Source organism: Agrobacterium tumefaciens str. B6 (genome assembly GCF_001541315.1).
Classification (GTDB): domain Bacteria; phylum Pseudomonadota; class Alphaproteobacteria; order Rhizobiales; family Rhizobiaceae; genus Agrobacterium; species Agrobacterium radiobacter.
This window is the reverse complement of record NZ_LMVK01000028.1, coordinates 1-11,635: the sequence shown is the minus strand read 5'-3', so window position 1 is coordinate 11,635 and position 11,635 is coordinate 1. Positions and strand designations below refer to the sequence as shown.

14 protein-coding genes are annotated in these 11,635 nt (G+C 57.3%); 8 read left to right on the top strand and 6 right to left on the bottom strand.

Features of this window, described 5'->3' with window-relative positions:
• Nucleotides 1–62: 62 nt before the first annotated feature.
• From ASB65_RS19045 to ASB65_RS19015, 6 genes are all read left to right on the top strand, one after another.
• A complete protein-coding gene (locus ASB65_RS19045) occupies nucleotides 63–395 on the top strand; it encodes a hypothetical protein (protein ID WP_376905420.1) in 333 nt (110 codons plus the stop codon).
• Between the two features lie 549 nt (nucleotides 396–944).
• Nucleotides 945–2,348 carry a PAS domain-containing sensor histidine kinase gene (locus ASB65_RS19040; RefSeq protein ID WP_151285436.1) on the top strand — a complete coding sequence of 468 codons (1,404 nt, stop codon included), beginning with the start codon at nucleotides 945–947 and terminating at the stop codon, nucleotides 2,346–2,348.
• On the top strand, nucleotides 2,335–2,973 hold the full coding sequence (gene fixJ, locus ASB65_RS19035) for a response regulator FixJ (RefSeq protein WP_080868761.1): 639 nt from the start codon (nucleotides 2,335–2,337) through the stop codon (nucleotides 2,971–2,973). The genes ASB65_RS19040 and fixJ overlap by 14 nt, the downstream gene beginning before the upstream one ends.
• Before the next feature lie 555 nt (nucleotides 2,974–3,528).
• Nucleotides 3,529–4,107 carry a helix-turn-helix domain-containing protein gene (locus ASB65_RS19025; RefSeq protein ID WP_111798629.1) on the top strand — a complete coding sequence of 193 codons (579 nt, stop codon included), beginning with the start codon at nucleotides 3,529–3,531 and terminating at the stop codon, nucleotides 4,105–4,107.
• Nucleotides 4,108–4,772: 665 nt separating this feature from the next.
• Nucleotides 4,773–4,973, top strand: a complete 201-nt coding sequence (locus ASB65_RS27585; RefSeq protein WP_080868762.1) for a type II toxin-antitoxin system VapB family antitoxin — start codon at nucleotides 4,773–4,775, stop codon at nucleotides 4,971–4,973.
• Complete coding sequence (locus tag ASB65_RS19015; protein WP_060725061.1) at nucleotides 4,970–5,353, top strand: type II toxin-antitoxin system VapC family toxin; 384 nt, start codon at nucleotides 4,970–4,972, stop codon at nucleotides 5,351–5,353. Before ASB65_RS27585 ends, ASB65_RS19015 begins: the two co-directional genes overlap by 4 nt.
• A 405-nt stretch (nucleotides 5,354–5,758) precedes the next feature.
• On the opposite strand, the gene ASB65_RS19010 is transcribed toward ASB65_RS19015, so the two are convergent.
• Nucleotides 5,759–6,553 (bottom strand): alpha/beta hydrolase family protein, encoded by a 795-nt coding sequence (locus tag ASB65_RS19010; protein WP_060725060.1) that lies wholly within the window; start codon nucleotides 6,551–6,553, stop codon nucleotides 5,759–5,761.
• Nucleotides 6,550–7,140: a hypothetical protein gene (locus ASB65_RS19005; protein ID WP_236734576.1), complete on the bottom strand. Its 591-nt coding sequence runs from the start codon at nucleotides 7,138–7,140 to the stop codon at nucleotides 6,550–6,552. Before ASB65_RS19005 ends, ASB65_RS19010 begins: the two co-directional genes overlap by 4 nt.
• 53 nt (nucleotides 7,141–7,193) lie before the next feature.
• On the opposite strand from ASB65_RS19005, the gene ASB65_RS28305 reads away from it, so the two are divergent.
• On the top strand, nucleotides 7,194–7,364 hold the full coding sequence (locus ASB65_RS28305; RefSeq protein WP_269085693.1) for a Tn3 family transposase: 171 nt from the start codon (nucleotides 7,194–7,196) through the stop codon (nucleotides 7,362–7,364).
• Between the two features lie 201 nt (nucleotides 7,365–7,565).
• Here ASB65_RS28305 and ASB65_RS19000 read toward each other — a convergent pair whose 3' ends face one another.
• From ASB65_RS19000 to ASB65_RS18985, 4 genes are all read right to left on the bottom strand, one after another.
• Nucleotides 7,566–8,381, bottom strand: a complete 816-nt coding sequence (locus ASB65_RS19000) for an oxidoreductase (protein ID WP_060725058.1) — start codon at nucleotides 8,379–8,381, stop codon at nucleotides 7,566–7,568.
• A 124-nt stretch (nucleotides 8,382–8,505) separates the two neighbouring features.
• On the bottom strand, nucleotides 8,506–9,351 hold the full coding sequence (locus ASB65_RS18995) for an alpha/beta fold hydrolase (RefSeq protein WP_060725057.1): 846 nt from the start codon (nucleotides 9,349–9,351) through the stop codon (nucleotides 8,506–8,508).
• A 221-nt stretch (nucleotides 9,352–9,572) separates the two neighbouring features.
• Nucleotides 9,573–10,046: a methyltransferase family protein gene (locus ASB65_RS18990; RefSeq protein WP_060725056.1), complete on the bottom strand. Its 474-nt coding sequence runs from the start codon at nucleotides 10,044–10,046 to the stop codon at nucleotides 9,573–9,575.
• Between the two features lie 20 nt (nucleotides 10,047–10,066).
• On the bottom strand, nucleotides 10,067–10,960 hold the full coding sequence (locus ASB65_RS18985; RefSeq protein ID WP_060725065.1) for an NAD(P)/FAD-dependent oxidoreductase: 894 nt from the start codon (nucleotides 10,958–10,960) through the stop codon (nucleotides 10,067–10,069).
• 217 nt (nucleotides 10,961–11,177) lie between these two features.
• Between ASB65_RS18985 and ASB65_RS18980 the strand changes: the two genes are divergently transcribed.
• On the top strand, nucleotides 11,178–11,635 hold a 458-nt coding region (locus ASB65_RS18980), incomplete at its 3' end, for a TetR/AcrR family transcriptional regulator (protein WP_060725055.1).

Here is an 11,635-nt window from a genome sequence, read left to right as displayed (position 1 = left end):
GTGAGCAACGGCCCGCACCGTGACAGAGTAAGGTCGCTATAAAACCCTTGGGAGGGCCAACCATGCCGAAAACAGCAGATCAAACTCAAGCACAGACCACGCCCCTCGTCGATCTTGGCGCGATATTCGTCTTGTTGGAATTGAGCAAATCGACATGGCTGTTGACAGCTTTATCGCCAGGAAGTGAAAAGATGTCTTGTCATACAGTTTCAGGAGGCGACATCGCCGGCTTGTTCGCATGCTTCGCAGCGCTTCGTCAGGAAGCCACTCGTCGAAAGAACACACTTTATCTGTTGATTGTGATCCAGGAGGCCGGTCTTGAGGCTTCTGGCTGGGGCGAGTGCTCAGCAAAGGAAGCCTGGATCGAGAGCCACATTGTGACCTCGACCTCGTGAAGGCAGTTAATCGACACGGCGCTGCGGCCAGATTAGCAGATTCCGCGTTTCGGCTCGCCAAAGGGAAAAGGAAGAGCACCTGGAGGCCGATCTCGGTGAGGCGGCGGGCGCCGGGGACCGAAGCCGACTTTCCCGTCAGTCTTCAGTTCAAGTTGGCCATTACATATAGAACCGGTAGCGCGGGTCTTCCTGTGGGGCGATGTTATAAGTCCAGTCGCTCAAACGGCAAGGGGGCCTTGCCCTCAGGCGTAGGCAAGCGGTTCGCAAATTCTGCACCTGGCCGGGTTCGGTCCGCAATTCGGGACCCGAACTCGACGAATTGCCCATGAGTTTGCCATTGTCTCCTCGCCGATCCCTTGAAGCGGTTGCCGGTCCGCTGCCAGCGCGATATGCCTTTGTGACATATGTTATGCGTCAGGATGATACCCCAATGAACGATGCGGGAAAAACATGATACCGGATCATGCCCAGGAAATGATATCAAAACGGGTAGGTTTCGCTTTGCGCCGGGAGCGGGGATATGCCCTCGCCGCCTCCTCCGTCTTTCTCATGTTTATTCTGCGTTACTTCCTCGTTGGGGTACTCGACGAACGTGCGATCTACATGCTGTTTGTCGTCCCAATTCTCCTGGCCGCAATAACGGGAGGTTTATGGCCCGCATTACTTGCGCTTTTCCTGGCGTTTTGCTCAGTGAGCTATCTCGGATCGCTCACCCCCGGTGGCATACAAATCCCCGAGTTGGTCGTCTTCGGCGCAGTGGGCATGGCAATTGCGTACATGGGCGGGTCGCTAAGACGCCTGCAGCGTGATTTCGAGGCCGCAGAAGAAGCGCTGGACACCCGCGAAGCACATCTACGGTCGATACTCGATACGGTGCTCGACGCCACGATCGTCAGCGAGCAGGATGGTACGATCGTCTCCTTCAATGCGGCGGCGGTCAGGCAGTTCGGATATTCCGAAGACGAGGCAATCGGACAAAACCTCAGAATGCTGATGCCACAGCCTTATCGGCATGAGCATGATGGCTATCTCCATCGCTATTTGGCGACCGGCGAAAAGCGCATTATCGGAACGGATCGAGTGGTTGTCGGCCAGCGCAAGGACGGATCGACGTTTCCGATGAAGCTCGCGGTTGGTGAAACGCACAGGGGAGGAAAACGGTTCTTCACCGGTTTCGTGAGAGATCTCACCGAGCGAGAGGAATCAGCAGCCCGCCTCCAGGAGATTCAGACGGAACTGGCAAGATTGGCCCGTCTGAACGAGATGGGTGAAATGGCATCTACTCTTGCCCACGAGTTAAACCAGCCGCTTTCGGCGATTGCAAACTATGTTCATGGTTGTGCACGTCTCCTTCACGGCTCGGAGAACAAACGGGACCTGCAGTTGCACGAAGCCCTGAGGGAAGCAGGTGAGCAAAGCGTCAGGGCAGGACAAATAATTCGGCATCTCCGCGAATTCGTAACAAAGGGTGAGACCGAAAAGCTGCCACACAAGCTGCTTCATTTGGTTGAGGAAGCGGGCGCACTGGCGCTGGTGGGTTCAAGAGAAAAAGGTGTGCGATCCGTCTTTGACTTTGCTGCTGGCGACGATATGGTCATGGTCGACCGGATTCAGATACAGCAGGTACTCACCAACCTGATGCGCAACGCAGTCGAGGCGATGGGCGAGTCCCCAAAAAAGGACCTTCGGGTAAGCATTAAGGCTGCTGAAAACGGCGAAGTAGCGGTAATCGTCGAAGATTCCGGCCCCGGCATTCCCAGTGAGATCGCCGATCAGTTATTCAAGCCTTTTGTCACGACCAAGGCTGGCGGAATGGGGATCGGGCTCTCGATATCGAAGCGCATCGTTGAAGCCCACGGCGGCGAGATGACCGTGTCGCGCAGCGAGCTCGGAGGAGCATGCTTCACATTCACACTGCCAGCCTATGATGGGGAGGAAAATGGCGAACGATGATTTCACTGTGCACGTCGTTGATGACGAGGAGGCGGTCAGAAAATCGCTCGCTTTCATGCTCAGCATGAGCGGCCTGGGCGTGCGAGTTCACGAAACGGCTACCACCTTTGCGTGCCTTGCGCCCAAACTTCAGCGAGCCGTGCTTGTGACTGATCTGCGGATGCCAGACATGAGCGGCGTCGACCTGATCCGCCGAATCCGCGCAGAGGCTTTGTTGATACCGTCAATCGTGATTACCGGGCACGGGGACGTTCCGATGGCGGTGGAGGCGATGAAAGCCGGAGCCGTAGACTTCATTGAAAAGCCATTTGCCGACACGGTTATCATCGACGCAATTTACCGCGCGGCTGCTCGTCTGGAATCCCAAATTCCCGAAACGGAATCAGCAGAAGAAGTACGAAAAAGGGTCGAGACGCTGAGCGAACGCGAGCGGCAGGTTCTTGCCGCGGTGGTGGCGGGGCAACCCAATAAATCCATCGCGTTTAATCTCGACATAAGCCCGCGCACCGTGGAGGTTCACAGAGCTAACGTTATGGGAAAAATGAAGGCTCGAAGCCTTCCCGAACTAGTCCGTATGTCACTTTCGATTGAAAGCTCCAATCTGGAAAACTCCGACAGAACTTGATCCAGGACAATGCGCAAAAGGACGTGGGGCTATTTAACTGGCCCGGCATATCAATTGCTGCAATGTTCCCGGTGTTAGATTGCCGACTACACGATTAATCGCTTCGATTATAAAGGACCCCGCGCTGTCCCGGGGGCTGGCGTTTGCATTGCGGGCGTACGGTTATGAAGTCGTGACATTCCGGTCCTGGAAACTCGCCGGAGAAAAGGTCGGGGAAGCAAGTTGTGTTATTCTCGACGGCTGCCTTCCCGAGTCCGAACGGGAAGCATGTCTTGCAACGGTTGCAGCGGTGACGCCTGTCCTTTTCCTGGCGGACCACGAAAAGGTTAGTGTCGACAGGCCAGGCGTGCAGATACTCTATAAGCCGCTGACAGGCACTGATGTTGTGACCGCGTTGATCAGGATAAGTAAAAACCCTTAGTGGAACGAACGAATTTCACCGGACATTTCTGTCCGGCATAGTCCGGGCATTCCAATTGAGGGTCAGTTCAAATGCTCGCTTCCGCTTCCATCAGTTACTCCCCCTGTGGTCCGTCCGCATCAACAGGTCTGCCAATGGCAGTCCTTCGCCCGCGCCCTGTCTTTTTCCACGCTTCCGATACTGAAATTTATGCACAAGGCGAGAAGTCAGGCTCACTGTACAGGATCGAGTATGGGGCGGTGCGCATCTATCGCCTCCTCACTGACGGCCGCAGACAGGTGGTTGCATTTCACATGCAGGGAGAAACATTCGGCTTTGAGGCGTGTGGCTTTCGCAGCTTCTATGCTGAAGCGATTGTGCCAACGGGATTAACCCCGGTGGAGGCAGAAGGGAGCGAACCCCACCGCAGCGACCTGATGGCGCTCGCCTTGCGAAGCATGATCCGAGCTCAGGAACATCTGCTCGTGGTTGGCCGCCAAAGCGCCCTTGAAAAACTTGCAGTATTCCTTCTCGACCTCGATCACCGGCAAGGAGATGACGGAATTATTGATCTGCCGATGACGCGAACAGATATCGGTGATTATCTTGGAATGACGGTTGAGACGGTATCGCGCAGCATGTCCAAGCTTCGCGAGAAGGGTATTGTGCGCCTGAAGAACACGCGTTGCATCGAAATCCTCAGACGCGACAAACTGCAGGTGATCGGCGAATAATCCTCTCCGGTCCGGAGTGAGAGTGAAGATCTGCGGGGGCGTGCCACCACTCCTACCGATGCCGCTAGTAGCGCCAGTTGATCAGGGTTTCCGGTATGCCGGTGTCGCTCAGGACAGAAATCCGTGTGACCTCGAAGCGTCGACGTAGAATCAGGAGCCGAAAGCAGCGTGCGGGCTGCATCGGGCGAAAGAGGTCGTGAAAGCAGGAAGCCCTGGAGATAGTGACAGCCCAACTCATCAGAATGTCGCGCTGCTCGTTTGTTTCCACACCCTCGGCCGTGATCTTCAAGCCTTTGGCTCGCGCGATATTGATCATCGCGAGGACGAGGGCCCTGCGAGCAGGCAAGCTATGCCATTCAGGATACGCCCGATGTAGTGCAGCAGCACTACGGTCGCTTCTTACCGCAAGACAAGGCGGCCCTGGCCGCCAAAATCCTCAACCAGGTTTGGGAAGCTGCGTAAGATCGAATGAGATAATCGGCCCGGATAATGATGACAGTCTCCGTCCGGGCCGACCTCTTCGTTTCACCTTGACGGGATTTGAACCGAAGACCCTGAGACAATTCTGACCGGCAGGCGGTTGCTATATTATAGCGAGCACAGGTAGGCGTAGATTTCGGCACCAAATGGTGCTATAAATGTCGCTTTAATGCGGGAGTTTTTTCATGCGATCTACTATCAATCTCGACGATAACCTCATGGAACGAGCAAGATCCCTAACCGGAACCAAGGAAACGGCTGCGCTTGTCCGCCAGGCATTGGAAACACTTGTGCGAGTCGAGTCTGGAAAGCGACTCCTCGCGCTCGGGGGCTCCATGCCCGATGCACAAGCAGCTCCTCGCCGCCGGAGCGAAGCAACAAAGTGATTCTTGTAGACACCTCCATCTGGATTGATCATTTTCGCTACGGAGACTCAGAGCTACGCAAAATTATTGAGGACGACCGCCTACTCTGCCACCCTGCGATTATCGGCGAATTGGCGCTTGGCAGTCTGCGGGACCGTGATGCCGTGATGGCGTATTTTGCGGCACAGCGCGAAGCATTCGTCGCCACGCACGCCGAGGTCATGACGATGATAGATCGGCATTCGATATTCAGCATGGGAATCGGCTACACGGATGCACACTTGTTGGCTTCGACGCTGCTTGACGGGCGATCTAGCTTGTGGACCAGAGACAAACGCCTAACAGCAGCAGCTCAAAAGGCAGGCGCCGTGCTGCATGCACCTATGATCCCACCCAATTAGTCGGTGCAGGCGTGAGCGCCGTCCAAGTTCATAACTTAAAAGTTCTTGAAGCGGAATCGAACCGCTGAGCTTCGACTTAATTTAGCTAAGTCTCCGATTGCATGCTACGGCCCCGCCATAAGACGCTATTATAGAAACCAGTCAACAACGGTTTCCGGAGCAGGCGGGCCATCCCATAACCAACAATTGTTCGCTCTGACCGCGCCGACGAGCGGCTCGCCAAGACGATACGACGCGTAGACCTTCACCGTCCCCATATCATTCCAAGGAACTGGATTCCGCCTAATCAAGCTGATCGATCCCCGTGGCGGACGCAATCAACCCAAGCGTTTGCGACAAGCCCCTTAAAAAGCCTCAACTATTCGGCTACGGACAAGGCCTGGTTTGGGATAAAGACCCAGCCTCTCAAAAAAATGCCACCGTTGCATCAATCAACTTTTCCAGCGTTGCCGTGCCTTTGTCGGTATTGAAGATATGATTCATAGGTGCCGTCCACACCCGATTCAGACCGTTATGCGCGTCGGCGTATTGTTGGGCGCTTCCCGCAGGAATGTCCATATCCAGTGTGCCCTCCGCAATGAAAAGCGGCCCCGGGAAGGCCCCAATCTCAGAAAGCGGGGCGACATTTTCGACCTCGGCAAAAAAGTCTGGACCGATGCTTAGAGTGGCACCCCACGGCACTATCAGGTCCGTCGGAGTCGCACTATTCAGACCTCGGTTGTATACCTCCACGCCGATGAGCTTGGGGAACGACACCTTTGGCTCTGCGACCGCCGCCCACAACGCGACGCCGGCAGGACGTCTCGTCTGAGCTGCGGCTATCGCGGCAACGAGCCCTCCTTGGCTCCACCCAAGGACAATGATTCCCGTGTGGACGGATGCGGTTTGACTGTCGAGAAAATCCATTGCGGCGACGGCATCCGCGACTTGCTTCGAATATGTTGTGTCGGAAAAACGCCCGTCACTGTCGCCCGACCCACGGAAGTCGATCCGAAGGCTGGGAAATCCGAGAGCCGCCAGCGTCCTTGCAACATAGGCAAAGATTCCTTCTCCCGTGGAAGCAATCCTCAACTCGTTACGGGTCCCGCCAAAGCCATGCAGAAGCAAATAGAAGGGACCCTCGACTTTCTCAGGCATTCGAAGAGTACCTATGACCTGTTGGCCGTCGACTTTAAAGTTTACCGTTTCTTCCTCTGTCATTCAGGCTCCGTAATTAAGCGTCGCATCCCAATGCCGCTAGACGCCCCGGCAAGATGGTCGAGAAAATCCTTCATCAATTTTTCGATTGTACCGTCTAAGTGTAAGGCACGGCTAAAATGCCAAGCTATTTTCATGCCGGCCGTTTCCCTACGAACATCAATGTAAAAACAGCTCTGACGTTCGGTGTCGGTTGCCGGCGCCTTTCGAATCTGTTCACGAGCAATCTCGAGTTTAAGGCGATCTATTTGAAGCAATTGGTCCACATTACCCTGGAAATTGAAGATAACCACCTCCTGTGGTGCGATGTTATAAGTCCAGTCGCTCCGCTCGCGATAATCGTCAAACCAGGCGCCTGCCAAAGGCGCGTTACAACGCTGCCGGTGCACAAGCTGAACCTGTTGGATTAGTGATAGTTGCGAGTTGATCTCGAATACCAACAGAGACAGCACCGATAGCCATCCTACCGTCTCCGACGAATCCAGCGAACCAACACCCGCCGATCTTCGCCCGGCATCGATGTTGACGATCCGGACATGGTTGTCGGCTGTCCACTTGCACAGCGTCCGCGCTAGCGCCCACATGAACACGTCTATAATCGACGCGTCGGCTTCCTTTGCCAGGTGCTCGAGCTGGTCCGCTTGTGAACACGCGCATGCTGCAAACCGTGCTTGCCGAACCAGCCTGGCACGGCCGTATGGCACCGGAAGATTATCGCGGTCTCACACCGTTGATCTATGCCCACGTCAACCCTTACGGCCGGTTCGACCTTGATCTGGGCAGCCGGATAGATTTCAGCAAAATCGCCGCGTGAGTAGCGGCGCAGAAATGCGCGATGCAAAACTCAGGCGTAAAATTCCAACTTTTGTTGGGATTTTTGCGAAAGCTACGGAGTAGGCTGACTTTGGGGACGGCACTGACTTCGGCCTGGACGAGCGATCCGCTAGTCGGCCCATGCCGCAATCCGTTCGGAAATCGCCTCGGCGGGCCTCGATGTGCAGGATGTTTATTGTCGTCAGATCGGCAACCCGAACTGTTTTCGCAGGCTCTTGTCGAATGCGAACTCGGGGACGAAACGGCGCAGGAGACTGATCCGTCGCGCCATTTTTCCCGCCGCGTAGCGCCTCTTTGGAACGACTGCGCTCGCCGCTTCGACAATCGTCCTGGCGACGACGTCCGGGGCGTCGCCGGTTTCTATCGCTTCTTTGTTGATTACATTCATGCTGGCGCGCGCGGCGTCATAGACGTCAAGCAATTGGTCCGGTCTAGCAAGGCTTTCTTCAAATGCCGTCCTTGTAAAGGCGGGCTCGACCAACACAACGCGAATGCCAAAGGTGCGAAGTTCGTGGTCAAGCGATTCGGAATAGCCTTCAATGGCATGCTTGGTCGACGCATAGACGGCGGAATAGGGAGCCGGGATCAAGCCCAGCACTGAACTCACATTGATGATTCTGCCTGTCCTCTGATGGCGCATGGCCGGTAGCACCGCCCTGGTCATGCGTAGAACGCCGAAGACATTCACGTCGAACAGCGCCTGTGCCTGGACCGTCGAGGACTCCTCTGCGGCGCCGAACAGACCACTGCCGGCATTGTTGACAAGGAGATCGATGCGGCCGGCCTCAGCCAGGACCCGCTCGGCCAATCTTGCCACGGACTCATCGTCGGTAACGTCACAGGTCAGCATAGTGACACCGTCTGAACTCTCCGCCACGGCGCGGCGGCTGGTTCCGAACACCCGAAAGCCCGCAATCCGTAAGGCTTTGGCAGTGGCGAGACCGATGCCAGAGGACGCGCCGGTCACCAAGGCGACGCCAGGATTAGTCGTATTCATGAGGATCACTTCCTTTTTTTACTCTTCAGAGGCATGGACTTCCTTTTGTGCCCCGTGCGCCAGTCCGGTCAGTTCCCGTCGTCGAGGAGCTTCGTTCGAGTGTTTTTGCAGGGCTGAAAGGCCCCTACTTGGCCCATGCCGCAATCCGTTCCGCAATCGCCTCGGGGGCCTCGATGTGCAGGAAGTGACCGACGTCGGGGACGACCTCCCTCGTGCGCTGCGCGGCGAACCGATGTCGGTCATCAACCTCCGCTGGGAGGATGCAGCCGTCGTTGGCACCGTGAAGCTGCAACATGGGCACCGCGATCGGGTGAGACATGCGGCGTGTCGCCCCAAGCATGCCGGGTCGCATCATCGCCCGGTAGTATTTTAGAGGCGCGGGCATACTCGCCCGCAGGTGCTCGTGTAGTTCCGCCTTGAGAGCAGGATCAAGCGAGAGGCCGGGCGACCACTGACGCCAGAGGCGGTCGATGAGGGCGAGATCGCGGGCGGTAGCCAGCCAGCCGCTTCCCGGCAGTTGAAAAAGCCCCATGTACCAGCTCCGGCGCAACTGAGGGGGGTGCGTCAGCCGGCTCATGAAAGTGAGTGGGTGAGGGATTGCGAGCGTGGCTGCGCGTTCGATCCGCTCCGGTGCGGTGACGCAGGCATCATATGTGATCAGGGCGCCCCAGTCGTGGCCAATCAACTCCACGGGTCGCCCCGGAGACCAGCGGTCGATCAGCGCGAGCACGTCGCTGGTGAGGGCTGTAAAGTCGAACGGCCCCGCGGTCGGGGACGGTGCGTAACCACGAAGCCAGGGTGCAATGACATGACGTCCCCGGCGGCCGAGTTCGGCAAGGAAGGGCTTCGCGGTCGGTGGATGGTCCGGGAAGCCGTGCAAGACGATCGTCGGCTGGCCATCCCGATCACCGCCCTGCAATGCGTGGAAGGTACCGTGTGGCAGGTCGAAGGTGACGTGTTCGAAATCCATGTGTGTCAATCTTTCCAAAAACAGTCGGACAAGAGATGCTGACACCTTCGGTGTCTCTGGTTTGGGCCAAGTGTATCATCCTCACGCCACGGACGAACTGCGGAGTCAGGCGGCCGGTCGGTCTTTGACACCGGCCCGCGACCCTTAGTATATGACAGCTCTCGGCAAGGAATCCGGTGCTGCTTTATCAGAAGGTCCCGCAACCGTCGGCGGCGGAATAGTCAGAGCCAGCGGCGAACCTCGGCCTTGTAGCGGCGGTAGTCGTCGCCGAACTTTGCTTCGAGATAGCGCTCCTCGCGGGCGATCACCTGCGTCTGGATCGCGATCAGCACCAAGGGGAGCAAGGCGAGGGCGATCGGCCCGTCGAAGCCGATCGCAAGGCTGGCATAAATAAGCGCCATTGCGAGATACATGGGATTGCGGCTCCAGCGATAGGGACCGGTCGTTGCGATATGGGTCGTTGGCCGTGAGGGTGGCGCGTTGGTGCCAAGCCGCCGGAACAACCCCGTCGCCGCAAGCATCATCGCCGCGCCGGCAACAAACAGCAGCGCGCCCGTCGCGGCCAGCAACCGCCAATCGATGCCGAAAGAGCGAAGGGTGACGAACTGCTCCGCCGCCAGCCCCAACAGCAGCGCTCCCAGATAGACGAAGGGCGGAGGGAAGCGCACACCCGCGCTGTCCGGTTCGACGGCCATGCTAATCCTCCAATCTTTCCTCAAACCAGCATCGACTGCTGGGCAAAGATACCCGCCATCGCACCCTGCCATGATGCGGTAGTGACCGAGGGGATTCCGGGGTTTGCGAGGTCGCCGGCGGCATAAATGCCGGGCACGCTGGTTTCGCGGCGCTCGTCGGTCTTGATAGCGATGCCGGTTGGCGTATTGACCGTGTCGAGGCCAAGTGATTCATGCAAGCTTGCGGACGGCTTGTTGCGCGGATGCGCGAACAGGATATCGACTGCGACATCGGGGCCGGTATCGAGCTTGATAGTGGCATTGTGGTCCCCGTGACGGGCGATCCCGGTGATCCGGCCATCAACGACAGGTACCTTACGGCCCGCCAGATCGGCCCGCATATCGGGTGCGATATCGTGACCATCGGCGAAGACCGTCAAACTGTCGGTCCAATCGTGAAACAGCCTGACTTGATTCATCGACTGCGGACCCGACCACACAAGACCCCAATGCTGGCCGGCGACTTCGAAGCCGTCGCAATAGGGGCATGGGATGATGGATGTGCCCCAGCTTTCAGCAAAGCCTGGAACAGCAGGCATCTGGTCGACAACACCATAGCTCAGGATCAGGCGGCGCGCGTTGAGGGTTTCACCATCGCCAGTGAGGACGGAAAAATTGTCGATGGTACCGGAGATGCTGTCGGCTCGGGCATTGACCAGCATGATCGCGGGATAACGCGCCAGTTGCTGCCGCGCCTCGGTCAGGATGTCCGATGGTGGCTTGTGATCGTGGCCGAGCACTCCGTGCGAGCGACCGGCGAAGCGATTGCGTGGCAGGCCGGTATCGAGAACGGTGACCTTGCGGCGGGCACGGCCGAGCTGAAGGGCGGCGGCGAGGCCGGCAAAGCTGCCGCCGATGATGATGACATTATCCATGATGGTAGACTCCGAGTTGCGGATCGAGTGCGTTGAGTTGGGCGTGGCCGCGGCCTGGGCACGGGGGACGCCGATGGTGGAAAGCGCGGCCAGTTTCAGCAGTGTTCGTCGTTGCATGGCAGCCTCGTGTTTCGCTTCATTCTTCGGCTTGCTTATTTCTAAAACTCCGTGGTATCCTAATTCCAGAATAACGATACTGTCAAGGACTGAAATTATGGTGACTGAAAATAGTCAGAGCCGGCGCGGCCGGCCCGCCAACGAAGCACTTGGTCAAACGATCATCGACACCGCAGGCGAACTCTTTGCGGAACTGGGTTTTCAGGCGACGACATTGGACAAGGTCGCCCAGCGGGCGAAGATATCCAAACTCAGCATCTATCGTCACTTCGAGAATAAAGAGGCGCTGTTTGGCGCAGCCTTTGCGGCCCGCTGCCAGCAGTTAATACCACAGGTCCTTTTTGAAGGCGTCGACGGTTCAGCCGAAGGTCAGCTCATGGCGGTGGGATCGTCCCTGCTTCGCACGCTGTTGCGTCCGGACGTCCGCAATATCGAAGCCATGGTCATGGCCGACACTCCGAACCAAAAGTCATTAAGCAAGCTTCATTACGAAGCCGGTCCCGCCCATATGATCGCCCAAATCGAGCCCCTGCTGCGTCAATTGCATGCGAGGGCGCT

Bases quoted from the DNA above. Each gene is read 5' to 3' on its own strand.
- ASB65_RS19045 (WP_376905420.1), top strand. From the start codon at position 63: ATGCCGAAAACAGCAGATCAAACTCAAGCACAGACCACGCCCCTCGTC.
- ASB65_RS19040 (WP_151285436.1), top strand. From the start codon at position 945: ATGTTTATTCTGCGTTACTTCCTCGTTGGGGTACTCGACGAACGTGCG.
- fixJ (WP_080868761.1), top strand. From the start codon at position 2,335: ATGGCGAACGATGATTTCACTGTGCACGTCGTTGATGACGAGGAGGCG.
- ASB65_RS19025 (WP_111798629.1), top strand. From the start codon at position 3,529: ATGGCAGTCCTTCGCCCGCGCCCTGTCTTTTTCCACGCTTCCGATACT.
- ASB65_RS27585 (WP_080868762.1), top strand. From the start codon at position 4,773: ATGCGATCTACTATCAATCTCGACGATAACCTCATGGAACGAGCAAGA.
- ASB65_RS19010 (WP_060725060.1), bottom strand. From the start codon at position 6,553: ATGACAGAGGAAGAAACGGTAAACTTTAAAGTCGACGGCCAACAGGTC.
- ASB65_RS19000 (WP_060725058.1), bottom strand. From the start codon at position 8,381: ATGAATACGACTAATCCTGGCGTCGCCTTGGTGACCGGCGCGTCCTCT.
- ASB65_RS18995 (WP_060725057.1), bottom strand. From the start codon at position 9,351: ATGGATTTCGAACACGTCACCTTCGACCTGCCACACGGTACCTTCCAC.
- ASB65_RS18990 (WP_060725056.1), bottom strand. From the start codon at position 10,046: ATGGCCGTCGAACCGGACAGCGCGGGTGTGCGCTTCCCTCCGCCCTTC.
- ASB65_RS18985 (WP_060725065.1), bottom strand. From the start codon at position 10,960: ATGGATAATGTCATCATCATCGGCGGCAGCTTTGCCGGCCTCGCCGCC.